Source organism: Streptomyces sp. NBC_00568 (assembly GCF_026341855.1).
Lineage (GTDB): Bacteria > Actinomycetota > Actinomycetes > Streptomycetales > Streptomycetaceae > Streptomyces.
On the sequence record NZ_JAPENW010000001.1, the window covers coordinates 1,266,877 to 1,289,806 of the forward strand.

19 protein-coding genes and 1 pseudogene are annotated in these 22,930 nt (G+C 71.5%); 6 read left to right on the plus strand and 14 right to left on the minus strand.

The genetic code is table 11. The annotated features are described in order from the left end of the window. Positions 1 to 214 precede the first annotated feature (214 nt). The gene (locus OOK38_RS05250; RefSeq protein WP_028802434.1) at positions 215 to 418 is read right to left on the minus strand and encodes a hypothetical protein; all 204 of its coding nucleotides are present in this window, start codon (positions 416 to 418) and stop codon (positions 215 to 217) included. A gap of 380 nt (positions 419 to 798) precedes the next feature. Then, entirely contained in the window at positions 799 to 1,080 is a 282-nt protein-coding gene (locus OOK38_RS05255) for an acylphosphatase (RefSeq protein ID WP_266763169.1), read from the minus strand. A gap of 153 nt (positions 1,081 to 1,233) precedes the next feature. Between OOK38_RS05255 and OOK38_RS05260 the strand changes: the two genes are divergently transcribed. After that, positions 1,234 to 2,232: a CAP domain-containing protein gene (locus OOK38_RS05260; protein ID WP_266763168.1), complete on the plus strand. Its 999-nt coding sequence runs from the start codon at positions 1,234 to 1,236 to the stop codon at positions 2,230 to 2,232. Between the two features lie 20 nt (positions 2,233 to 2,252). On the opposite strand, the pseudogene OOK38_RS05265 reads toward OOK38_RS05260, so the two are convergent. Next, a pseudogene (locus tag OOK38_RS05265) lies at positions 2,253 to 2,870 on the minus strand (tyrosine-type recombinase/integrase); the annotation flags it as partial. Between the two features lie 103 nt (positions 2,871 to 2,973). On the opposite strand from OOK38_RS05265, the gene OOK38_RS05270 reads away from it, so the two are divergent. After that, positions 2,974 to 3,501, plus strand: a complete 528-nt coding sequence (locus OOK38_RS05270) for a GNAT family N-acetyltransferase (protein WP_266765871.1) — start codon at positions 2,974 to 2,976, stop codon at positions 3,499 to 3,501. Positions 3,502 to 4,627: 1,126 nt separating this feature from the next. Here the strand turns inward: OOK38_RS05270 and OOK38_RS05275 are convergent. Further along, the gene (locus tag OOK38_RS05275; RefSeq protein ID WP_266763166.1) at positions 4,628 to 5,227 is read right to left on the minus strand and encodes a flavodoxin family protein; all 600 of its coding nucleotides are present in this window, start codon (positions 5,225 to 5,227) and stop codon (positions 4,628 to 4,630) included. Between the two features lie 132 nt (positions 5,228 to 5,359). Between OOK38_RS05275 and OOK38_RS05280 the strand changes: the two genes are divergently transcribed. Then, positions 5,360 to 5,806 (plus strand): helix-turn-helix domain-containing protein, encoded by a 447-nt coding sequence (locus OOK38_RS05280; protein WP_266763165.1) that lies wholly within the window; start codon positions 5,360 to 5,362, stop codon positions 5,804 to 5,806. Positions 5,807 to 5,835: 29 nt separating this feature from the next. Here OOK38_RS05280 and mutM read toward each other — a convergent pair whose 3' ends face one another. From mutM to recG, 8 genes are all read right to left on the minus strand, one after another. Then, positions 5,836 to 6,696, minus strand: a complete 861-nt coding sequence (gene mutM / locus OOK38_RS05285) for a bifunctional DNA-formamidopyrimidine glycosylase/DNA-(apurinic or apyrimidinic site) lyase (RefSeq protein WP_266763164.1) — start codon at positions 6,694 to 6,696, stop codon at positions 5,836 to 5,838. A 240-nt stretch (positions 6,697 to 6,936) separates the two neighbouring features. Further along, positions 6,937 to 7,794, minus strand: coding sequence for a ribonuclease III (gene rnc / locus OOK38_RS05290; protein WP_266763163.1), 858 nt, complete (start codon positions 7,792 to 7,794; stop codon positions 6,937 to 6,939). Between the two features lie 19 nt (positions 7,795 to 7,813). Continuing rightward, positions 7,814 to 7,987 (minus strand): 50S ribosomal protein L32, encoded by a 174-nt coding sequence (gene rpmF / locus OOK38_RS05295; RefSeq protein WP_006139588.1) that lies wholly within the window; start codon positions 7,985 to 7,987, stop codon positions 7,814 to 7,816. A 2-nt stretch (positions 7,988 to 7,989) separates the two neighbouring features. After that, the gene (locus OOK38_RS05300) at positions 7,990 to 8,643 is read right to left on the minus strand and encodes a DUF177 domain-containing protein (protein WP_266763162.1); all 654 of its coding nucleotides are present in this window, start codon (positions 8,641 to 8,643) and stop codon (positions 7,990 to 7,992) included. 174 nt (positions 8,644 to 8,817) lie between these two features. Continuing rightward, the gene (locus OOK38_RS05305) at positions 8,818 to 9,903 is read right to left on the minus strand and encodes an ATP synthase F0 subunit B (RefSeq protein ID WP_266763161.1); all 1,086 of its coding nucleotides are present in this window, start codon (positions 9,901 to 9,903) and stop codon (positions 8,818 to 8,820) included. 99 nt (positions 9,904 to 10,002) lie between these two features. Next, positions 10,003 to 10,482 (minus strand): pantetheine-phosphate adenylyltransferase, encoded by a 480-nt coding sequence (gene coaD, locus OOK38_RS05310; RefSeq protein WP_266765870.1) that lies wholly within the window; start codon positions 10,480 to 10,482, stop codon positions 10,003 to 10,005. A 26-nt stretch (positions 10,483 to 10,508) separates the two neighbouring features. Continuing rightward, on the minus strand, positions 10,509 to 11,135 hold the full coding sequence (rsmD, locus tag OOK38_RS05315) for a 16S rRNA (guanine(966)-N(2))-methyltransferase RsmD (RefSeq protein WP_266765869.1): 627 nt from the start codon (positions 11,133 to 11,135) through the stop codon (positions 10,509 to 10,511). A gap of 29 nt (positions 11,136 to 11,164) precedes the next feature. Then, positions 11,165 to 13,381: an ATP-dependent DNA helicase RecG gene (gene recG / locus OOK38_RS05320; RefSeq protein WP_266763160.1), complete on the minus strand. Its 2,217-nt coding sequence runs from the start codon at positions 13,379 to 13,381 to the stop codon at positions 11,165 to 11,167. Positions 13,382 to 13,548: 167 nt separating this feature from the next. Between recG and OOK38_RS05325 the strand changes: the two genes are divergently transcribed. After that, positions 13,549 to 15,387: an HSP90 family protein gene (locus OOK38_RS05325; protein ID WP_266763159.1), complete on the plus strand. Its 1,839-nt coding sequence runs from the start codon at positions 13,549 to 13,551 to the stop codon at positions 15,385 to 15,387. A gap of 8 nt (positions 15,388 to 15,395) precedes the next feature. Next, entirely contained in the window at positions 15,396 to 18,506 is a 3,111-nt protein-coding gene (locus tag OOK38_RS05330; protein WP_266848171.1) for a tetratricopeptide repeat protein, read from the plus strand. A gap of 463 nt (positions 18,507 to 18,969) precedes the next feature. Here OOK38_RS05330 and OOK38_RS05335 read toward each other — a convergent pair whose 3' ends face one another. Then, the gene (locus OOK38_RS05335; protein ID WP_266763157.1) at positions 18,970 to 19,911 is read right to left on the minus strand and encodes a LysR family transcriptional regulator; all 942 of its coding nucleotides are present in this window, start codon (positions 19,909 to 19,911) and stop codon (positions 18,970 to 18,972) included. Positions 19,912 to 19,992: 81 nt separating this feature from the next. Between OOK38_RS05335 and OOK38_RS05340 the strand changes: the two genes are divergently transcribed. Continuing rightward, positions 19,993 to 20,919, plus strand: coding sequence for a DMT family transporter (locus OOK38_RS05340; protein WP_266763156.1), 927 nt, complete (start codon positions 19,993 to 19,995; stop codon positions 20,917 to 20,919). A 90-nt stretch (positions 20,920 to 21,009) separates the two neighbouring features. Here the strand turns inward: OOK38_RS05340 and OOK38_RS05345 are convergent, their stop codons facing one another. Continuing rightward, positions 21,010 to 22,878: a DAK2 domain-containing protein gene (locus OOK38_RS05345; protein ID WP_266848173.1), complete on the minus strand. Its 1,869-nt coding sequence runs from the start codon at positions 22,876 to 22,878 to the stop codon at positions 21,010 to 21,012. Between the last annotated feature and the right edge of the window lie 52 nt (positions 22,879 to 22,930).

Genomic DNA, 22,930 nt, shown 5'->3' on the forward strand with positions numbered 1-22,930 from the left:
GGACTCTACCTTTCGGGCCGGTCTCACTCCATGAACGCGCGGTTTCGCCCATGAACGCGCAGGGCAGACCAGACGTTAAAGAGAGCGGAAGGGTGCGCGGGGGAATGCGCGGGGGAAAGAAAGAAGGGACGCCTGAGGGCGTCCCTTGCAAATCTGACAACTTAGCGGTTGATTAGGGCCGCCCAACCACTGCTGTCGTAGTGCGGTGCAGTGATCAGGTGAGCGCAGGCTCCGCCTGGGGTACGTCGATGCTCTCGAGAAGCGAGTCGTGAGAAGCGGCAGCCGCGAGCGCGTCGTTCTCGGCCTGAATCCGTACGAGCTCGGATTCGAGGTCCTGTACGCGCTGCTGGAGCCGTCGCATCTCGGCGATGAGTCGCGGGTCGGAACCGCCGACGTAACCGAGAAGCGCCTTTGCCATGATGGATGGTCCTCCACACTGAGTGACCGACCGAAGCGGTGTGGGTCGTGAGGGAATCGCACCCGCGATGCTTGACACTGCTGATGTCCTGCTGCCGTTCCACATGCCAAACAGCTAGGGTGCGCGGGGCTTTCAGCGTCTCACCAAAAAGTTTGACGGTCAACACGATCACGCCCCGTATCGGTGGGCAACCCACTGTCGCGCGGCTCCGGGGACGGGGCGCTGCGACTCCTGCGGGACCCTCAGGGCGTCGAGATCATCGTTACCTCGGGAGCCTGCCACTTCGAGCCGTTCTTGGCAACCACCAGGCCATATCCGCTACTGAGGGGTGCCGGTGGCATACGCCATGGCGTCGGCCCGGGGCATCGCGGCGGTCACCGTCACCGGATGGCGAAGCCGTCGTAGCTTCCCCGGGGCGTGTCCCAGATCTCAGTGACTCCGTCCACCCGGCCGGGCGTGTCGTCACCCTGGAGCCAGTCGAGCAGTCCCTGACAGTCGGCGCGGGGGCCCTCCGCGACCACCTGGACGCGTCCGTCGTCCAAATTGAGAGCAAAACCACTCAGCCCGCCGATCTCCAGCACCTTGGCCCGCGTAAACCAGCGGAAACCCACACCTTGGACGCGTCCGCGCACCCAGACGACCAGCCGTGCAACCTCGTTCATGGGTGCACGCTAACCGGACAATGTCTCGCGGAGCACTTCCTCCCCTTGCGCCATGGGGTACCGTCCCGACCCAATGAGTCTCATAGGAAACTCACTCTTTCGGGTGAGGTTCGCTTGAGGATCGCTGACGCAAGATCGAGGAAGGCCCAAGAGATGGGACGCCACCGACGCTCCGACGCCGGCCGCGCCGCCACAGGGCGCGCCACCGGGGTCACAGATACGAACGGGGCCCACACGGAGAGCTACGGCCCGGAGAACCTGTACGGCTACGCGGCCGTCGCCGATCTCCCGTCCGCGGCATCCGCCCGCTCGCACCGCAAGAGGAAGGGTGCGACCCCCGTCCGCTCGGGCCTGCTCGGCGTCTCGGCGGCCGTGGCCCTCGGCACCGTCGCCGTCGCGGCCGGTGTACTGCCCGGCAGCGACAACTACGCGCTCGGCGGTGGCGGCAACAAGTCCGACAACGTGCAGGCCGCGAGCTCGCCGTCCAGTGTGGACACCCAGCAGGGCGGCACCTCGGGCAGCGCCGACTCCCGCAAGGACACGTCGACGAGCCGCGACGCCGATCGCGCCGGCACGCCCTCGGCCGCCCCCTCGACGACGTCGCCGTCGGCCGCGCCGACCACGACGGAGCCGTCGGAGGAGCCGAGCGCCGAGCCCACCAAGAACAACGGCAACGGCAACGCCAACGGCAAGACGAAGGCGCCGAAGGCTCCGAAGCCGTCCAAGAACGCCACCAAGGCGCCCTCGGACAAGGCACCGGTGACCGTCTCCGCGGAGGCCGCCGCCGAGGCCGAGGTGCTCAAGCTCGTCAACGACGAGCGCGCCAAGGTCGGCTGCAGCCCCGTGGCCGCGAACAGCTCCCTGTCGGACCTGGCCCAGACGTTCAGCGAGGACATGGCGTCGCGGGACTTCTTCGACCACACCGACCCGAGCGGGCTCAGCCCCTGGGACCGTGCGGCGAAGGCCGGGATCACCAGCCTCGGCGGCGAGAACATAGCCCGCGGCCAGGCCGACGCAGCCGCCGTCATGGAAGCCTGGATGAACAGCCCCGGCCACAAGGCCAACATCCTGAACTGCGACTTCAAGACCCTCGGCGTCGGAGCCCACTTCGGCTCGGGCGGCCCCTGGTGGACGCAGGACTTCGGCTACTGAACCAACCGCAGGTCAGAGGGCTAGGCGCCCTCCTGGGCCGTGTCCGGGCCGTCCTGCGTGGAATCTTCATCCGTGAAGATTCCATCCACGGCGGCCCGGGTCCGAGTCCCGCTCGACGGCATCAGGTGCGTGTACGTCCGCACCGTGAAGCCGGGATCGTGGTGACCCCGATACTCCCTGACGTGACGGCCTTGATGCTCTCCCCCGCGTCCAACAGGACCGAGGCGTAGAAGTGCCGCAGCGCGTGCATGCCGCTGTCCCGCCCGGTCTCGACGCCGGCGGCTCGAAGCGCCGGCCGCCATGCGCGGTCGTTGAAGCGGTTCCGGTCCAGCGACAGCCCCATGGGCCCGGCGAAGATCAGCGATGCAGTGACGGGCGGACCGTCCAAGGTCTTCCACGGCAGCGTGATCCTGACTGCCGCGTCCCGCTTGAGGCGCTTGGCCAGTGCGAAGGCGACGGACTCCGGCAGAGGCACGTCACGTTCCTTGCCGCCCTTCGGCGGGGCGAACACCGGACGATGCAGCCTCAGTAACTTCACCTGCCTTACGAGGTGCACCACTCCCCCCGAGGAAGTCCACTTCCTCCACAGCCAGCCCGAAGACCTCCCCTTGCCGCAGGCCGCATCCGGCCGCGATGAGCACCGCCGTCGAACTTGGCGATGCAGGACTGGCATTGGAGGTCGCGGCGCAAGTCGACGCCGGCGGGCCCCGAGCGCCTCTGCGCGCGTGCGAGTATCGCGACGTGAATGATCTACGCTTCCGCCTCGCCGACGAGGCCGACCTTGACACTCTGGTTCGTCTGCGCGACGACGCTGCCCGCTGGATGCTCGCCCACGGCATCACCGGCCAGTGGCAGCCCGGCCAGTTGGACGAGGACCACTTCCGGCGGACCATGGCCAGTGGTGAGGTCTGGCTTGCCGAGGCCGACGGCCGCGTGGCCGGGGCTTGGGAGCTGTGGTGGCAGGACGAGGAAGCCTGGGGACCGCAGCCGCCGGTGGCCGGCTATGTGCATCGGCTGATGGTGGACCGCAACCGCGCCCAGCCGGGGACGGGGCGGCTTCTGCTGGGTGCTGCGGAGCGCCGCGTCGCTGCGGCGGGTAGAGGGGTTGTGCGCCTGGACTGTCTGGCCGGCAACGCGCGCCTGAACGCCTACTACTTGGACGCCGGCTACCGGGTCGTCGGGAGCAAGGCAGGCAAGCCGCAGCCGGGCGGTGAGCCCAAGTCGTTCACGCTCCTCGAGAAGCCGACACCGACAACCGTCAGCGGGTGAGGCGCAGGTTGCAGCGCTGATCGACTGTACGGCCACACGTCGGAGACCGAGATCCGGCGTGGGCGTATTCGCGCGCATCGTGAGACAGCGTGCGGTCGAGCCGGATTCCGTACGGGACGTCGACCAGGGCCTTCGCGGGCCTACGGCTGCGGACCTGCTGGGGCGGCTAAGTCATCGCGTTTCCGCAGGGCTCACGCCGTCAGCCTTTCGCCCCTGTGTCACACTGCCTCCGGCCGTCAGGGCGCGGCCTTGTGAGGGGGAAAGAACGTGGCACTGGCTATGTTGATCATAGTGCTGGGTTTGTGGTGCGCGGGGATTGTGCTCCTGGTCTTGGGCACCACCATCGGCATGTACGCGCTAGCACTCGGACGAGTACCCGGCCGATGGCTACAGCGCAATGTCGAGAACCCGAGGGTCTGGGGGGCCGGCGCTCTATTGCTGGTAGCCGCCGTGTTCTCCTCCAGGACAGTCGCACTCATCGGAGCGGGACTCATCACCCTCGGATACCTCAAGAAGCCGACGTTCGACCACTGATCATCGACGGGCCCCAGAACGGACCGCCCAACCTCGCTCCGAAAGCGGGGCTCTGGCGCCGAGGGGCCGTCACCTTTCCGCTCGTCGAGCATCCTCCGGGCCGTCTTGAGGCCGTCGGAAGGTACGCAACGACGGCCAACGCCGACAACCATCGACGGCTGATTCGCAGGTCGCAGCGCAGCGTTGATCGCTTACGCAGCCGCTTGTCAGAGACCGGCCCAGCCGTACAGCAGCCAGGCGATGACCAACAGGTCGACGCCGGGCAGCAGCACGCTGATCATCACCTGCTCGCCTGTCGACGGTTCATTCCCGCGCTCCATACCCACCCCGTTAGGTCCGCGGTCGCCGGTCCGCCGATCGCACGCGGCCCAGCATGCCGACTCCGCGGGTGCCGCACATGGGTACGCGTACTCAGAATCAGAGCCGGGCCATCGAGCGGAACGCCGGTCCGGGGGCCGGGCGGCCCGCGCGTCGAGGCGACGGCAGAGCCGCGGTCACCGGGAATCGGTGGCCGCGGCTCTGTCGTCGTTCGCGAGGGTGCGCGACGGCGCCCGGTCGGCGCGTGCGGGGCCGGTGACCGCGCAGCGGACCTCTACGCGGCCACCTGGGCCACGGCCGCGCGCCCCAGGGCGAAGACCCGGGCCGCCTCCGCGATCCGGCGGCCGAGGTGCTCGGCGGTGGCGATGTCGGCCTTGTGGACGGCCTCGGGACCCTCGTCGACGTTGGTCTGGGCGGCGGCACCGGCGAAGACGCCGAGGCGGTTGAGGTCGTGCTCGGAGCCGGCGCTGTTGTTCCAGCCCGGGTGCAGACCGAGGTTGACCCAGTTCATGCCGTGCTGCGCGGCGAGGATCTGGAAGAACTGGAGGGTGTGCAGCTTGTCGCCGCTCTTGGAACCGGAGTTGGTGAAGCCGGCGGCGAGCTTGTCCTTCCAGTCCTGCCCGAACCAGCGCTTCGAGGACGCCTCGGCGAAGACATGGAAGGCACCGGACGCGGTGCCCATGTACGTCGGCGAACCGAAGACGACGGCGTCCGAGGCGTCGAGCTGCTCCCACTGCGCGTCGGTGATCTCGTCGACCTTGATCAGGTGCACCTGGGCACCTGCATCGAGCGCACCGGAGCGCACGGCCTCCGCGAGAACCGCGGTGTGGCCGTAGCCGGAGTGGTAGGCGATGGAGACAACAGGGGTCGTCACGGTACGTACTCCTCAGGAGACGGAAACGGGGCAGCGACGTATGCACTGCTCACCGGCGATACCGAAAGGAAAGCACTAACCAGAAGTTAGCGCAACCTCCCGGGTAGCGCTGCGCCTGAGTATGCTGTTCGTATGGAATCCCCCGTACGGACCACGGAGCGCGCCGACCGCGACGAGAACACCGCGTGCGTCGGCGGCAAGGACCTCGCGTACAACGTGTTCGCCCGCAGCTGCCCCTCCCGGGGCACGCTGGAGCACGTCACCGGTCGCTGGGGCTCGCTCACGCTGGGAGCGCTGTACGACGGCACGTTCCGGTTCAACGAACTGCGCCGCCGGGTCGACGGCGTCAGCGAGAAGATGCTGTCCCAGACCCTGCACGCGCTGGAGCGCGACGGTCTGGTCCACCGCGACGCACAGCCCACGAACCCGCCGCGCGTCGACTACACCCTCACGCCGCTCGGCCGCGAGGTCGCCGAGCGGCTGCGGACCCTCATCTCGTTCGTCGAGGGCCACATGGACGACGTCCTGGAGGCCCGCGGGCGCTACGACGAGACGCGCGAGGCGCAACGCGAGGTCTAGGGAGTGGGACTCCCGCGGGGCCTGGGCGGTCAGACTCCCGGGCGGGGGGCCCGCTGGCAGCGCGGGCAGAAGTAGCTGGAGCGGTTCATCCAGGCCCGTCGGCGCATCGGCGTCCCGCAGCGACGGCAGGGCTCGCCCTCGCGCCCGTAGGCGTCGAGCGAGCGGTCGAAGTAGCCCGACTCACCGTTGACGTTGACGTACAGGCTGTCGAAACTCGTGCCGCCCGCGGAGAGCGCGTCGTTCATGACGTCGCGGATGTGGCCGAGGAGTTCGGCGGTGCGCGGCCGGGTCATGGTCCCGGTCGGGCGTTCGTAGTGCAGCTTGGAGCGCCAGAGCGCCTCGTCCGCGTAGATGTTTCCGACGCCGCTGATCAGCGACTGGTCGAGCAGCGCGCGTTTGACCGTCGTACGGCGGGCGCGCAGGGCCGTGTGGAACGCGGCGTCGTCGAAGAGGGGGTCGAGCGGGTCGCGGGCGATGTGCGCGATGACGTCGGGAAGGCCGTCCGGGGTGTTCTCGTGCAGTGACAGCCCGCCGAAGGTGCGCTGGTCGACGAAGCGCAGCTCGGTGCCCAGGGCGTCCTCGAAGCGGATACGGATGCGCAGGTGCTTCTCGTCCGTGGCGTCCTCCGGCTGCACGAGGAGCTGGCCGCTCATGCCGAGGTGCGCGAGCACGGAGTACGGGGAGTCGTCGAGCGGCAGCCACAGGTACTTGCCGCGGCGCATCGCCTCACCGATCCGCTGCCCGGCCAGCGACTTCGCGAAGCCGTCCGGTCCCGCCAAGTGCCGCCGCACGGCCCGCGGATGGCGCACCTCGACGGTCTTCACGACCCGCCCGGTGACCCAGCGCTCCAGGCCCCGCCGCACGACTTCGACCTCGGGCAACTCGGGCACGGGACTCCTCCGGAGGGGCGGGCTGAGGGGGCGATGCGGGAAGGGTACATCGCTCGAAGAGGGCTCCGCGGCCGATGAGTTCCCCCTCCCCGAGTACGGTCCGGTCCCCAGTCCGGCCCGGTCCCGAGTCCGGTCCCGAGTCCGGTCCCGTCCCGCCGGGTCCGCGGCAACGCGCGGACCCCGCCGCGGCGCGGGTGCGCTGCGACGGGGTCCGGTACCGCGGTACTTCGGGTGAAGGATTCAGGCCGTGGCCGTGTCGGTGGTCGGCGTCGAGGGGGTGTCGGCGGTCCCCTCGACGTCCTGAGCCGCCTGCTGGGCGGCACGAGCCGCCTGTTCGGCGGCCTGGGCCGACTTCGCGCGTTCGTCCGCGGCTGAGCGGATGGCACGCCACGCGGACTCCGCGGCCTGCTGCTCAGCCTCCTTCTTGCTGCGGCCGGTGCCGGTGCCGTACGAGACGCCTCCGACGCGGGCGGCAGCAGTAAAGGTCTTCTCGTGGTCCGGTCCGGTCTCCGAGACCAGGTACTCGGGTACTCCGAGCCCCTCGGTCGCCGTGAGTTCCTGGAGACTGGTCTTCCAGTCCAGGCCGGCACCCAGATTCGAGGACTTCTCGATCAGCGGATCGAAGAGCCGGTGGACGAGTTCGCCCGCCGCTTCCAGACCCTGGTCGAGATAGACGGCGCCGATCACCGCTTCAAGGGTGTCGGCGAGGATGGACGCCTTGTCCCGGCCTCCCGTGCCTTCCTCGCCCCGGCCGAGCCGGATGAAGGAGCCGAGTTCGAGGCCGCGGCCCACTTCCGCCAGCGCACGAGAATTGACCACCGCGGCCCGCAACTTGGCCAGCTGGCCTTCGGGCAGGTCGGGGTGGGTGCGGTACAGCGTGTCCGTGACCACGAGGCCCAATACGGAGTCCCCGAGGAACTCCAGACGCTCGTTGGTCGGCAGACCGCCGTTCTCGTACGCGTAGGAACGATGGGTCAGCGCACGCACCAGAAGGGCGGACTCGAGCTTGTAGCCGAGCCGCCCTTCCAGAAGCGTGTGGGACGAGGCTGTGTTGTCCGCCTTTTTCTTGGCGTTTGTATCCGCCTTGGCGTCAGACATCAGACCTCTCACCAGCCGCTCAGACCTCGAGGACCTGGCGCTTGTTATAGGTGCCGCAAGCCGGGCACGCGATGTGCTGCAGCTTGGGCTCGTGGCAGCGCTCGCACGCAACCAGGGTGGGGACCGCAGCCTTCCACTGCGACCGGCGGTGGCGCGTGTTGCTGCGCGACATCTTCCGCTTCGGAACAGCCACGGCTACTTCTCCTGCTTCTCGTCGGCGTGCGCTGATGGAAGCGCGCCGCCGCCCATATCGTCCTTCTCGCCATCTTCGAGTGAACCGGCGAGTCCCTGCAGTGCCGCCCAACGGATGTCGACGGCGTCATGGTGGTGGTCCGGGTCGTCCGCGAGCCGGGCTCCGCACTGGGAGCACAGGCCGGGGCAGTCGTCCTGGCACACCGGCTGCATCGGCAGTGAAAGCACCACCGCGTCACGCAGCACGGGTTCGAGGTCGAACAAGCCGTCCTCGAGAAAGAGAGTGTCCTCGTCTTCCTCGGCGTCGTCGACCGGCTCCGCCTTGGGGCGGCCCCGGTCGTCGGCGTCAGGGTACGAGAACATCTCCTGGAAGTCCGCGTCGAGCACCTGCTCAAGCGGCTCCAGACACCTTACGCACTCCCCCTTGGCCGATGCACGGGCGGTGCCTGTGACAAGCACCCCGTCCATGACCGACTCCAGGCGGAGTTCGAGCTCCACCGGGGCGCCTTCCGGCACTCCGATGACACCCTGGATACCGAGATCCCTCGGAGCGTCGATCGTGCGGGTCAGGCGCTGGAGCGCGCCAGGACGCCGCCCCAGCTCGTGTGTGTCGAACACGAGAGGATTGCGGTGGTCGAGGCGGGCGTTCAGAGCCATTCCTGCTTTCGATCTTCGAACTCAAGGGACGCCGCCCTCGGTCTCCCTCGGGCAGCGCTGATCGCGGACGTACACGCGACCGAAGAGCCAGGATACTGGACCTTTCGCTCACGGCCCAATCCGGTGCGCGCCCCCGGTCCCGCCCGCGGATGCGCGCCCCTCCTGACCCCGTGGTCAGTGGCCGCCGCGCCCCTGCTCGTACGCCCTCAGCTGCTCCGCGCTGATCATGCTGGTGTCGAAGAGGCTGGTCTCGTCGAGGGACTGCCCCTGCTGGTCCATGGCGTGGGCCTGCTGCTGGGCGTAGGCCTGCTGCTGGTTCTGGTCGTACGCCGGCTGCTGGTCGTAGCCCTGCTGCTGATAGGCCGCGTACGGGTCGGCCTGCTGGTAGCCGTACGGATCGGCCTGCTGCTGGGCGTACTGCTGCTGGTAGCCGTACGGATCGGCCTGCTGCTGGTAGGCGTACGCCTCCTGCTGCTGTCCGTAGGACGGCTGAGGCGCCGCCTCCGGGGCCTGGGTGGGCTGCTCCGGGGCTTCGGCGAGCTCCGCGAGGCCGGCCAGATAGTCGGAGTCGCTGGTGTGCATGCCGGGCGTTCCGTCGTCCCCGAACGCGCTCAGGTCGCCGAGGTCGTCGCTGGCGATCCGGCCGTGCAGCTTCTGCCGGCCGCGGCCGACGGCCTCCAGGGTCTTGGCGAGCACCGCCTCGAAGGCGCCGAGCTTCACGTCGACGTATTCGTCGGCGTTGCGGCGCAGGGTCTCCGGGTCGTGGCTGCGCTCGGGGGCGTCCTCGTCCTCGTACCCCTGCTCGTCGACGCCCGGGCCGGTGCCGAGGAGCTTCTCGCGGCCGCGGCCTACGGAGCCGAGGGTCTTGGTGAGGACGACCTCGAAGTTGGCGAGCTTGGAGTCGACGTAGTCGTCGGCCTCCGCGCGGATCTCCTCGGCCTCCTGGCGGGACTCGGCGAGGATGCGGTCCGCCTCGTTCTGCGAGCGGCGGGCGACCTCGGTGTCGGAGATCAGGGAGCCGCGCTCGGCGTGCGCGGTCTCGATGATCCGCTCGGCCTCCTGACGGGCCTGCTCGACCATCTGCTCGCGGCCGCCGATCAGCTCCTGCGCCTGGGCGAGGGATCCGGGCAGCGCCTGGCGTACCTCTTCCAGCATCGAGAGCAGCTCGGCGCGGTTGACCACGCACGAGGCCGACATGGGCATGGAACGGGCACCGCCGACCGTAGCGACGATCTCGTCGAGCTTCTTCTGCACGTCCACCGTGTGCTCGCCACTCTCTACAGCTGTGATGGAGACGGACGGGTCGACTGTACGACCACTCCTGCCCCGCCCGACACCGGGTGACGGGCTGTCAGGGGTTCAGTCCTGGCCCAGCCGCTCCTTGAGCGACTCCAGCACCACCGGCGGCACCAGGTGGGAGATGTCGCCGCCCCATGTCGCGACTTCCTTCACCAGGGAGGAGGAGAGGAAGCTGTAGGTGGGGCTGGTCGGGATGAACAGGGTCTCGACACCCGAGAGGCCGTTGTTCATCTGGGCCATCTGGAGTTCGTAGTCGAAGTCGCTGACCGCGCGCAGGCCCTTGACGATGGCCGGGATGTCCCGCTGCTTGCAGTAGTCGACGAGGAGGCCGTGGTAGGCCTCGACCTGGACGTTGCCGAACTCGGCCGTGACCTCGCGGATCAGCTCGATCCGCTCGTCGACCGTGAACAGGCCCTTCTTCGACTGGTTGATCATCACCACGACGTGCACGACGTCGTACAGCCGGGAGGCGCGGGCGATGATGTCGAGATGTCCATTGGTGATGGGGTCGAATGACCCCGGACAGACGGCGCGGCGCAACAGTTGTCCCTCGCTCTCCGGTCCGGTCATCGTGCGTCTTCGCACGTTGAGGCGGCGCGACCGTACCAAAACGTGCCCTCGCCGTAACGACGGGCCCTGACGGCCTCGAAACCGTCCGGCCAGCCGAATTCACCGCCTCTGGTGCTGCGCTCCACGGTGACGAGCGCATCGTCCGCGAGCCAGCCCCCGGTCCGGAGTGTGAGCAGAATCTCGCGAAGATCGTCGTCCGAGACGGCGTACGGAGGGTCCAGGAAGACCAGGTCGTACGGTGCCTGGGGCGCCGCCGTCCGGACGATCTGCTCCGCTTTGCCCGATCTGACCTCGGCGCCCGGCAGGCCGAGCGACTTCACGTTGTCGCGGATGACCTTGGCCGCGCGGGCGTCCGCCTCGACGAGCAGGGTGTGTCCGGCGCCGCGGCTGAGCGCCTCCAGACCGACGGCGCCCGAGCCGGCGTAGAGGTCGAGCACGCGCTCGCCCTCCAGCGGGCCGCCGAGCAGGGACTGCCAGGTGGAGAAGAGGCCCTCGCGCGCCCGGTCGGAGGTGGGGCGGGTGCCGGTGCCCGGCGGGACGGCCAGACGGCGTCCGCCGGCGCGGCCGGCGATCACGCGGGTCATGAGGGTCCTTTGCGCTGGGGGTGTGTCGGTTCCTCCCAGTCTCTCAGCCGCCGGCCGGGCTCCGCCGCTCAGCCCTTGTCCAGGTACTGCTCGCGTTCCTCGTCCAGGAGGGCGTCCAGGGCGGTGCGCAGACCGGGGAGACCCTGGAGGTCCGGGTCCGCGGCGACGACCGCGGTGGCCTCCTCGCGGGCCTCCGCAATGATCTCCTCGTCGTCGATGACGGCGAGCATGCGCAGGGAGGAGCGGACGCCGGACTGGGCCTGGCCGAGGACGTCGCCCTCGCGGCGCTGTTCGAGGTCGATGCGGGAGAGCTCGAAGCCGTCCAGGGTCGAGGCCACCGCGTTCAGCCGCTGGCGGGCCGGACTCGCCTCGGGCATCTCGGAGACCAGGAGGCAGAGTCCGGCGGCGGAGCCGCGTCCGACGCGGCCGCGCAGCTGGTGGAGCTGGGAGACGCCGAACCGGTCGGCGTCCATGATCACCATGGCGGTGGCGTTCGGGACGTTCACCCCGACCTCGATCACGGTCGTCGCGACCAGGACGTGCGTCTCGCCCGCGGCGAAGCGGCGCATGACGGCGTCCTTGTCGTCGGGATGCATACGGCCGTGCAGGACTTCGATCTTGAGCCCCTGCAGGGGGCCCTTGGCGAGCTGGGCGGCGACGTCGAGGACGGCCAGCGGCGGACGCTTCTCGGCCTCGTCCTCGGGGGACTTCTTCTTGGCGCCCTTCTTCGGGTCGTCGTCCTCGTCACCGATGCGGGGGCAGACCACGTACGCCTGATGGCCGTTCTCCACTTCCTCGCGCACGCGCTCCCAGGCGCGCGTGAGGAAGTGCGGTTTGTCCGCGGCCGGGACGACATGGCTGGCGATCGGGGAGCGCCCCGCGGGGAGCTGGTCGAGCACGGAGGTCTCCAGGTCGCCGAAGACCGTCATGGCGACCGTGCGCGGGATGGGCGTCGCGGTCATGACCAGCAGGTGCGGGGGCTGCTTGCCCTTGCCGCGCAGGGCGTCGCGCTGCTCGACACCGAAGCGGTGCTGCTCGTCGACCACGACCAGGCCCAGGTCGTGGAACTGCACCTTGTCCTCGATCAGCGCGTGCGTGCCGATCACGATCCCGGCCTCGCCGGTGACCAGGTCGAGCAGCGCCTGCCGTCGGCCCGCCGCCCCCATGGAGCCGGTGAGCAGCACGACCTTCGTCGAGTGCTCGGCCCCGCCGAGCATGCCGCCCTCGGCCAGCTCGCCCATCATCTCGGTGACCGACCGGTGGTGCTGCTGGGCGAGCACTTCGGTGGGCGCGAGCATCGCGGCCTGCCCACCGGCGTCGACCACGGCGAGCATGGCGCGCAGGGCCACCATTGTCTTCCCGCTTCCGACCTCTCCCTGGAGCAGCCGGTGCATCGGGTGCTCGGTGGCGAGGCCGTCGAAGATCTCCTTGGAGACCTTCCGCTGGCCCTCGGTGAGGGTGAAGGGGAGCTTGGCGTCGAAGGCCGTCAGCAGGCCGTCGGGGCGGGGGACGCGGGCGACGGCGGGGAGCTGGGCGTCGGCGTGGCGGCGGCGGGCCAGGGCGACCTGGAGGACGAAGGCCTCGTCCCACTTGAGGCGTGCGCGGGCGTCGTGGATGTCCGCCTTGGTGTGCGGACGGTGGATCTTGAGGAGGGCCTCGGGGAGCGTGACCAGGCCGCGGCCGTCCCGCAGCGAGTCCGGGAGGGGGTCGACCGCCTCCTGGGCGTTCGGCAGCACCGTCTGCACGGACTTGGCGATCTTCCAGGACTCCAGCTTGGCGGTGGCCGGGTAGATCGGGATGAGGGCGCCCGCCCAGCTGTCGACGCTCTCCGCGGCCTCGTCGCCCTCGCCGCGCAGCAGTTCGTAGGCCGGGTGGGCGAGCTGGAGGCGGCGGTTGAAGACGGAGACCTTGCCGGAGAACATCGCGCGGGTGCCGGGCAGCAGGTCCTTGTGGGGCTTGTGCACGCCATGCCCGAAGAAGACCAGCTGGAGGCGGCCGCTGCCGTCCGTGATGGTGACTTCGAGGCGCTGGCCCTTGCCGCGGGGCGCCTTGGAGGAGGCGAAGGTGTGCAGGCGCGCGTCGGCGACCTGGGCGACCACCGTCACGTGCTCGTCCATCGGCAGGTCGGCTAGGTGCGTGAGCTGCCCGCGCTCCTCGTATCTGCGGGGATAGTGGTGCAGCAGGTCGCCGACGGTGTGCAGGCCGAGATGCTCGGCCATCACCTTCGCGGTGGCGGGACCGAGCGCCTTCTTCAGTGGTTCTTCGAGCACGGGCACGAGATCCATTGCACACCACAGCACTGACATTGCCGTATACGTCCTGCAAATCCGCTGGTCAGACGGCTCGTTCCGGGCCTAGGATGACGCGCTCCGGCCCTCTTCGCGGTCACCGTCCCCCGGGACCGCCCGACCCCGCGCCGTCGCCCGTCCCCCCACCCACCGGCGCAGCGACGATGGACTCCCAGACCTCACAGCCGTCCCAGGCCTCCCCGCCACCCCATACGTTCCAGGTCGACCTGCGCGGTCTGGTCGACCTGCTCTCCCATCACCTCTACTCCAGCCCCAAGGTCTATCTGCGCGAACTGCTGCAGAACGCCGTCGACGCGATCACCGCGCGGCGCGCCGAGCAGCCGGACGCCCCTGCCACGGTGCGCCTGTGCGCCGAGGGCGGCGCCCTGCGCGTGGAGGACTCCGGCGTCGGGCTCACCGAGTCCGACGTGCACAGCCTGCTGGCCACGATCGGCCGCAGTTCCAAGCGGAACGACGGCCTGGAGTCGGCGCGTTCGGACTTCCTCGGCCAGTTCGGCATCGGGTTGCTGGCGTGTTTCGTCGTCGCCGAGCGCATCCGGGTGGTCAGCCGCAGCGCGCGGACGCCCGACGCGGCGCCCGTCGAGTGGACGGCGGCCGACGACGGCTCGTACACCGTGCGCACCCTGCCGCACGAGGCGCGCGCCGAACCCGGCACCACCGTGCACCTGGTGGCGCGCGCCGGGGCCGCCGAGTGGCTGAGCGAGGAGCGGGTCCGGTCGCTGGCGCGCGACTTCGGCGCGCTGCTGCCGTACGACGTGCGGGTCGGCGACGAACCGATCGCGGACCTTCCCGCGCCCTGGGACCGGCCCTATCCGAGTCCCGCCGGCCGAAGGGTCGCCCTGGCCCGGCACTGCCACGACCTGTTCGGCTTCACTCCGCTGGACTCGATCGACCTGGACGTGCCGCTCGCCGGCGTCCGGGGCGTGGCCTACGTCCTGCCGTCGGCGGTCAGTCCCGCCCAGCGCGCGAGCCATCGCGTGCACCTGAAGGGCATGCTGCTCACCGAGCGGGCCGAACAGCTGCTGCCCGACTGGGCGTTCTTCGTGCGCTGCGTCCTCGACACGGACAGTCTGCGGCCCACCGCCTCGCGCGAGTCGCTGTACGAGGACGAGACCCTCGCCGCCGTACGGGAGGCACTGGGCGAGCGCATCCGATCATGGCTGACGGGCCTCGCGGCGGGCGATCCGGAGCGGCTGGCCGCGTTCCTGTCGGTGCACCACCTGGGCGTGAAGTCGCTGGCGCGGCACGACGCGGAGATGCTGCGCACGATGCTGCCGTGGCTGCCCTTCGAGACGACCGACGGACGCCTGTCCCTGGAGGAGTTCGCGCAGCGGCACCCGGTGGTGCACTTCACGCGGACCGTGGAGGAGTACCGGCAGGTCGCGCCGATCGCCTCCGCGCAGGGCGTCGGGGTCGTCAACGGCGGCTACACGTACGACAGCGAGCTGATCGAGGCGTTGCCGGCCGTGCGCCCGGGGACGGTCGTCTCGGAGCTGGACGCGGACACCGTGACGGCTCACCTGGACACCGTGGACCCGGCCGAGGAGCTGGCCCTGTCGGCCTTCCTGGGGGCCGCGCGGGCCCGGCTCGACCCGCTGAACTGCGATGTGGTCCTGCGCGCCTTCCACCCCTTGTCGGTGCCCGCCCTGCATCTGGACGACCGGGCGGCCCGCCACGAGCAGGCGCGCGCGGAAGCCGAGGAGCAGGCGGACGACCTGTGGGCGGGCATTCTCGGCTCGCTGCGCGGCAGCACCCCGCGCGCGCGGCTGGTCCTCAACCATCTCAACCCGCTGATCCGCAGGATCAGTTCGCTCAGTGATCCGGACCTGATCGGCACCGCCACCGAGTCGCTGTACGGACAGGCCCTGCTGATGGCCCAGCGCCCGCTGCGGCCCGCGGACTCGGCGCTCCTCAACCGCGCCTTCATCGGCCTCCTGGAGTGGGCCACCCACCCCGACCCCGGAAGGGACGACCGCCGATGAACCCGGCCATGGACTTCGACACGCTGCGCCGGGCGATGGCGGACAACTACGAGCAGCCGGAGGGGCCGGGCCGCAACGCGCGCGCGGAGCAGCTGCTCGTGGAGGCCGAGAAGCTGAACATCCCGCTCGCCGTCATCGAGGCGCTCGGGCACCAGCTGAAGGTCTACAACTACAGCTCCGAGAAGGGGAAGATGTTCGTCCCCTTCGCGCGGCTGCTGCGCATGTGGGACGAACGGCCCGAGGACTTCGACGAGTTCGAGATCCACTCCCTGCACTGGGTCTTCAAGTGGATGTCGGCGGGCATGCTCGACCAGCCGCACGTTCCGCTCGCCTCCATAGAGAAGTGGCTCGGCGAGATGGAGCACCGCTACCGTCTCGCCGGCCACTCCGAACGGGCCGTGCGCAGCGCCGAGTTCAGTGTCGCCGCCCACCTGGGCGACGTGGAGCGCGCCGAGCGGGCGTACACCGCCTGGCTGGCCGCGGACCGCGACTCCATGGCCGACTGCCACGCGTGCGAGCTGCACGGGCAGGGGTGGTGGCGGGCTGTGCGCGGCGCGGACCCGGAGGCACTGGAGCTGTGGGCGCCGGTCCTGGAGGGCGAGTACACCTGCGCCCATGAGCCGCACACCGTCCTCGCGTCCTCCCTGCTGCCGCTGCTGCGCCTGGGGCGTGCCGACGAGGCGCGCGCCCACCATCTGCGGGGTTTCCGGCTGGTGCGCGCCATGGAGAGCATGCGCGGCGCGTACGCGGACCATGTGGAGTTCTGCGCCCTCACCGGCAACGAGGCACGCGCCCTGGAACTGCTCGCGGAGCGCCCGGCCTACTTCACGGACTCCGGGGACCCGCGCAGCAAGCTGGACTTCATGGCCGTCGTGGCGCTCACGACGGCCCGCCTGACCGCCCTCGGGCTCGGCGGGCAGACGGTTCCCGGGCCCACCGGTCGCGTGTGGACCGCGGGGGAACTCGCCGTGCACGCGCGCGGGGAGGCGCTCGCGCTGGCCGGGCGGTTCGACGCCCGCAACGGCACGTCGTACGTCAGCGAGCGCGCCCGTGCGCGCATGGATCAGACGCCGCTCGTCGACCGGCTGCCCCTGGGTGTGCGCTCAGCGCGCCCGCGGGGCACCGCGCGTCACGCACCGTCGACGGCCGCCGCTCCCCTGCCGCAGGCAGGCGCCGAGTCGGCCGGGGCCGCCGGGCCCGGCCTGTCCGAGCTGCTCGTCGAGGCCCGGCGGCTCTCGGCGCGCCGGAGCCCGGACGCGGTGGAGGCGTGGGCGGCGGTCTCGCGCGCCTCCGAGGGCCACGAGCTGGACGTCCGCGACCGCGCGGAGATCGCCGATCACGCGGCGATGGGCCGGGGGCCGCAGGGCGTCGACCTGTTCCACCGGGCCGCCGAGCTGTACGCCGAGGCGGGCGACCCCGGCGAGGCGCTGGCGGCCCGCGCCCGCGCCGCGTACGTCCACGCGCTGTCCGGCGGGGCCGCGGGAGCCCTGGACACCGTCGCCGAGCTGCGCGAACGGGTGCTGGTCCTCTTCGCGGAGGGCGGGACGGAGGTGTCGCAGACGGCGTCCGTCCTGGTGGGACGGGCGCGGACGCTGATGCACCGGGTGGACGAGGTGGAGGCCGGGGCGGAGAGCGAGCCCCTCTCGGGCCCCGGCACCGCCACCGACTCGGAGGGCGACGTCATGGTCGTCGCGGAGGAGGCCGCGCGGGAGCTGCTGGCCCTCGCGGAGCCGCATGCCGGGGACGACGTGGCACTGGCCTCGCGGGCGGCCGAGGCGTACGCGATGCTCGGGGAGCTCGCGGCGCGCGCCGACGACGCCGAGGCGGCCGCCGAACTGCTCTCGCGCGCCGTCGAGGGGTTCGTGGCGGCGGGGCTGCCGTGGTTCGCCGTCGAGTACGACTCCCGGCTCGCCGGGATCGCGATGCACCTCGGCGACATGGAGGCGGCGGAGCGGTCGGCGCGGGCCGCGCTGGAGCACGGAGGTTCTTACCTGGAGCCGACCGGCCATGCCCAGTTGCATCTCCGGCTCGCCGAGATCCTCGCCTCCACCGGACGGTTCGGCCCCGCCTCGGAGCACGCCCTTGAGTCCGCGCACTGGGCCGACGAAGCGGGCGAGGCCGCCACGCTCGGGGCCTGGGCCCGTCACCAGCTCGGTGGCTTCCTGCTCCGCCAGGGGCGGTGGGCGGAGGCCGCCGAGATCCTGGAGTCGGCTCTGCCCGATCTGACCGGTGAGATGCACGGCGACGGCGCGATCGTGCAGACGCGCTGGTGGCTCGGCGACTGCCTCACCGAGCTCGGCGAACACCGCGAGGCGGCCGAGCACTGGCTGCGCGCCGCGGACATCGCCCGGCACTGGCCCGAGCAGCGCGACCACGCGATGCTGGCGCACCTCGCGGCCGAGGCCCTCGGGCATGCAGGACTGACCGCCCAGGCGGATCAGGCGTACGCCCGTGCGGGCGATCTCTGGCGCGAGCTGGGCAACGTCCACGGCCTGGTCCGGGCGCTCCGGGCACGCGCTTGGGCCGCGGCCCGGCTGGACGAGGGGCTCGACGGGGCGCGGGAGCTGATGGGAGCGGCGGTCCTGGAGTGCGAGTCGGCGGTGGAGGCCCGGGTGTCCGCCGCGGGCTCACCGGACGACTCGCCCGAGGCCAGGGACGAGGACGGGACCGGGACCGGGGCCGGGCCGGAGATCAGGGACGAGCACGGACACGGGCGCGAGGCCGGGGACGAGACCGGGGACGAGGGCGAGGACACGCGTCGCCGTATCGTCGCCGAACTCGGGCACACCCACCGCCAGTTCGGGGATCTGGTGGCCCGCTCCGTGCCGGACGACGCGGAGGAGGCCGCCGCGCGGGACGCGTTCGAGGAGGCCCTCGGGCACGTCACCCGGGCGATCCCCGTGTTCGGCTCCCTCGGGGACGCCCTGCTCGACGCCCGGACGGGTGCCGAGCTGGCGGCCGGCTGGCTGGAGGCCGACCTGGGACGGCACGAGGCCGCGGCGGCGCGCGCACGAGCTGTGCTCGCCGCGTGCGCACGGCTCGACGGGGAGGCCGCGGAGGCGCGGCGGACCGAGGCCGAGCGGATGCTGGAGCTCATGGAGAGGGCCGGCAAGGCCTGAGGTGCGGGGGCGCGGAGTCTCCGCGCCCCCGCCATCGGAGTGCACGGCGCGGAGGTCCCGACGGCGCCGGAATCCACATCGCCACCCCGGCCGGCCAGGTCCGCACGTCTCCGAGGTCACGGCCCTCGGTCCCAGCCTCACGGCCCACCGCTGGCAAGACCCCTGCCGCACCGAACTCCAAGAATCGCAGCCCCACCCCTACCGACCCTCCGCGCCTTCCCACAACCACGAACCTCGGTCCCAAGCCTCAAGGCCCATCGCCGGCAGAGGCCCCGGCCACGCCGAAAACCACGAATCCGCAGCCCACCCCTACCGACCACCTCCGCGCCTTCCCGCAACCACGGCCCTCGGTCCCGAGTCTCACGGCCCACCGGCGGCGGAGACCCCGGTCGCGCCGAATGGCACGCCGCCGGCGCTGACGCCGGTGTCCGCTGTTTCGGGATCACGGGCCTCGGGGGCAGGCCTATGGCGGGCCGGTGGCGGAAGTCCCGGTGGTGTCGGCGTCCTCGTCGCCGCCGCGGATCGTCTCGGCGGCGCGGCGCAGTTCGTCGAGCACCGTCCGTACGGCCTTCCGTGCCACGCGTTCGGGGCGGTGGAGCACGTCGATGCGCCGTACGGCGTGGACCCCGCTGAGCGGTCTGAGGACCAGGGCGGGATGCGGGCGCGTGGTCCAGCGGGGCATCAGGGCGAGCCCGCCTCCCGCGGCGACCGTCTCCGCGACGACCGCGAATTCGTTGATGCGGTGGACGATGTCGAGCCGCCGGTTCGCGGCGGTCGCGATGGCGTCGATGGTGGCCATCAGCGGGAAGCCGTCGTGCACGGTGATCCAGGGCCGGTCCGCGACATCACGCGGGGTCAGGCGCTCGTGCCGGGCCAGCGGGTGGTCGGCGGGCATGGCGACGTCGAGCGGTTCGCGCAGCAGCGTGGTGGCGGTGACGGTGCGCGGCCAGGGCGGCGCCTGCGCGAGGTGATGGGCGAGTACGAGGTCGTAGTCCCGCGTCAGCCGGGGGAAGTGGTCCTGCGCGACGTCCTCGTCGGCGAGCAGGAGCCGCGGGTCCCCGGCGGCCCGGCCGCGCAGCAGGACCGGGAAGAACGTGGAGGCCGCGCTGTGGAAGGCCGCCACCGACACGTCTCCGGCCGGCTCGTCGACGAACTCGTCGACGGTGTGCCGTGCCCGGGCGAGGGCGGTCTCCACCTCGATCGCCGCACCGGCCAGCGCCCGCCCGGCGTCGGTCAGCGCCAGCCGCCGTCCGTCGCGTTCGGTGAGCGGGACGGGGATCGAGCGCTGCAGCAGCCGGAGTTGCTGCGAGATCGCCGAGGGTGTCATCAGCAGCGCCTCCGCCACGGCGGTGACACTTCCCAGCTCACCGAGTTCCCGCAAGATCCGTAGCTGCCGCTCGTTCACCTGGTCATTGTAGTGATGCTTAAAAGCTGTTGAAGAACTTCGCTCTGGGCTTCACGGTCGATGTGGGGAAGCGTGTGGGGCGTGTCCCGAGTCCGCAGCACTGACGCAGTGCTCCTCCTTGTCGCCGCCGTCTGGGGTTCCAGCTATCTGGCCGCGAAGACCGCCACTTCGGCGCTCCCCGTCCTGCTCGTCCTGTTCGCGCGGTACGGCATCTCGGCCGTCGCCTGCCTCGCCCTCGTCGCCGCCCGGCGCCGAACCCGGCGCTTCACGCGCGACGAGCTCGGTGTGGGGGCGGTACTGGGCGTCACGCAGGCAGCCGTCCTGGTGCTGGAGACGTACGGTGTCGCGCACACCAGCGCGGCGAACGCGGGCCTGATCATCAGCCTCACCGTCGTCATCACCCCGCTGCTGGACCGCACGGCCGGTGGGAGGGGGCTGCCCCCGCGCTACTTCGCCGCCACCGGCCTGTGTCTCGTGGCCGTCGGACTCCTGATGTCCGGCAGCGGCTTCCACTCGCCCCGGATCGGTGACCTGCTGATGCTCGCCGCCGCACTGGTCCGCGCGGCCCACGTCGCCCTCGTGGGACGGCTCACCGCCCGTCGCTCCGTACGGCCGTTGCACGTCACGACGGTGCAGACGGTCGTCGGCACCGTCCTGTTCGCGGTGCCCGTCGCCGGCATCCTGCCGGCACTGGGCGGGATCGACGCGGCGGGCTGGTCGCAGCTCCTCTATCTCGCCCTGTTCTGCAGCGTGTTCGCCTTCCTCGCCCAGACCTGGGCGGTGCAGCGCGGTTCCGCCAGCCGGGCCAGTCTGCTGCTGGGCACCGAACCGGTCTGGGCCGTCGCGGTCGGCATCGGTCTGGGCGGCGAACACCTCACGGTCCTCACCGCTCTCGGTGCCGCGCTCATGGTCGCCGGAACCTACTGGGGGCAGGCCGTCGAACGCGCCCACCGGACCGCCGGGACCAAGGAGGTCCCCCACCGGACCCCGGCCCCCGCGAGCGTCTGATCAGCCCGCCCGGCGTCTCGTGGCCGGCACGACGGAGACCGGCTCCGGTCACCGGCCGCCGGGCGGCGTCCCGCAGCCGCTACTCGACCGCTACTCGACCCCGATCAGCAGCAGCGCGCCCTGGCGCCCGCCCCGGTACACCACGGTGTCCACCGCGAGATACGACTCCCGTACGCGGGATTCGAGGTGCGCGGCGATGGTGTCGGGGGCCTCGTCGCCGAGGACGAGCGTGACCATCTCGCCACCGGCGGCGAGCATGCGGTCGAGGACGGTCTCGGCCGTGGCGGTCAGGTCGGCGCCGATGACGGCGACATCCCCGTCGATGAGGCCGAGGACGTCCCCGGCCTGGCAGATGCCGGCCATGGTCCAGGACTGCCGCTCGGCGACGGCGACCTCGGCATAGCGCGTGGCGCCCGCCGCCGAGGTCATCGCGACGACGTCCTCGTCGAAGCGGCGCTCCGGTTCGTGCACGGCCAGCGCCGCGATGCCCTGCACGGCGGAGCGGGTCGGGATCAGCGCGACCCGGACGCCCTCGGCGCGGGCCTGTTCGGCGGCCGCCGCCGCGGTGTGCCGCAGGTCGGCGTCGTTGGGCAGCAGCACCACCTCACGCGCGTGGGCACGCCGTACCGCCTCCACGAGCTCCCCGCTGGCGGGCGGCTCCCCCGGCCGCGCCAGCACGGTGGTCGCTCCGGCCTCCGTGTACAGCCCGGCCAGGCCCTCGCCGGGTACGACGGCCACGACGGCGCGCTGGGCCCGCTCCCGGGGCGGACGCCCCGCGCCGGCTCCGGTGTGGACGTCACCGAGCCCGAAGTGGGTGATCCGGATGCGGTACGGCCGTCCCGCCTCGACTCCCGCCTCGACGGCGGCGCCCGCGTCGTCCACGTGCACATGGACGTTCCACAGTCCGTCGCCGCCGACCACGACGAGGGAGTCGCCGAGTCCGTCGAGCCGCTCCCGCAGCCGGTCCACGGCGGCGTCCTCGGCCTCCAGGAGGTAGATCACCTCGAAGGCGGGATGGCCTTCCTCCGCCGCCCCGTTCACGCAGGCGTCCGCCCCGTCGCCGGTCGCCACGTCCCGCTCTTCGGCCCCGCGCCCATGCGGACCGGGACTCCCACCCGGTGCCGCCTCGGTGACTCCGGTGACTCCGGTGACTCCGGTGACTCCGGTGACTCCGGTGAGAGCGTCCGGGATGTCGACGGTCGCGGCCCCAGGGGCGCCCGCCGTGCCGACCGCTCCCGTGCCCCCGGGAACGGTCTCCTGCCAGCGGCCGTCGGCCCTCGGCGCCTCTCCCGTGAACGTCTCCACCAGCGCCGCGAGCACCGCCACCAGTCCCCGCCCGCCCGCGTCGACCACACCGGCGCTCTCCAGGACGGCGAGCTGCCCGGTGGTCGCGGTGAGCGCCACGCACGCTCCCTCGTAGGCCACGCGCGCGACCGTGCCGCAGTCCCCCTCGGCGCCGGAGGCCGCGTCGGCGGCGGCCGAGGCGACGGTGAGGACCGTGCCCTCGACCGGGTGCGCGACGGCCTTGCGCGCGGAGTCGGCGGCGTTCCGCAGGGCCAGGCGCATGCCCCGGCCGTCGGTGTGAGCGGTCTCGCCGTCGGCGGCGAGGACCTGTGCCATGCCGCGCAGCAGCTGCGCGAGGATGGTTCCGGAGTTCCCCCGGGCCCCGATCAGCGCTCCGTGCGCCATCGCCCGCGCGGCATCGGCCAGCGAGGGCCGTCCGGTCACCGCCACGGACGTCCCGTCCCGGTCCACCGCCTCGTACCCCGCGAACACCGCCTCGACCGCCGCCGCCGCGGACTCCACCGTCAGATAGAGATTCGTCCCGGTGTCCCCGTCGGCGACCGGATAGACATTGATCGCGTCGATCTCCTCGCGCGCGCGGCCCAGGGCCTCCAGCGCGAGCCCGCACCAGGTGCGCACCGCGAGAGCATCGAATGTCTGCGGTACCTGCGGCACCTGCGCCTCCCTTGAGCTGCCGGACGTGGGACGCAGCGTAGACCCAGAAGGG

What these genes read in the sequence shown, in the direction of transcription:
- recG (WP_266763160.1), bottom strand. Translation starts at nt 13,381, where the DNA reads ATGGATCTCGTGCCCGTGCTCGAAGAACCACTGAAGAAGGCGCTCGGT.
- OOK38_RS05255 (WP_266763169.1), bottom strand. Translation starts at nt 1,080, where the DNA reads ATGAACGAGGTTGCACGGCTGGTCGTCTGGGTGCGCGGACGCGTCCAA.
- OOK38_RS05330 (WP_266848171.1), top strand. Translation starts at nt 15,396, where the DNA reads ATGGACTTCGACACGCTGCGCCGGGCGATGGCGGACAACTACGAGCAG.
- rnc (WP_266763163.1), bottom strand. Translation starts at nt 7,794, where the DNA reads ATGTCTGACGCCAAGGCGGATACAAACGCCAAGAAAAAGGCGGACAAC.
- OOK38_RS05325 (WP_266763159.1), top strand. Translation starts at nt 13,549, where the DNA reads ATGGACTCCCAGACCTCACAGCCGTCCCAGGCCTCCCCGCCACCCCAT.
- OOK38_RS05280 (WP_266763165.1), top strand. Translation starts at nt 5,360, where the DNA reads ATGGAATCCCCCGTACGGACCACGGAGCGCGCCGACCGCGACGAGAAC.
- OOK38_RS05250 (WP_028802434.1), bottom strand. Translation starts at nt 418, where the DNA reads ATGGCAAAGGCGCTTCTCGGTTACGTCGGCGGTTCCGACCCGCGACTC.
- OOK38_RS05300 (WP_266763162.1), bottom strand. Translation starts at nt 8,643, where the DNA reads ATGGCTCTGAACGCCCGCCTCGACCACCGCAATCCTCTCGTGTTCGAC.
- OOK38_RS05260 (WP_266763168.1), top strand. Translation starts at nt 1,234, where the DNA reads ATGGGACGCCACCGACGCTCCGACGCCGGCCGCGCCGCCACAGGGCGC.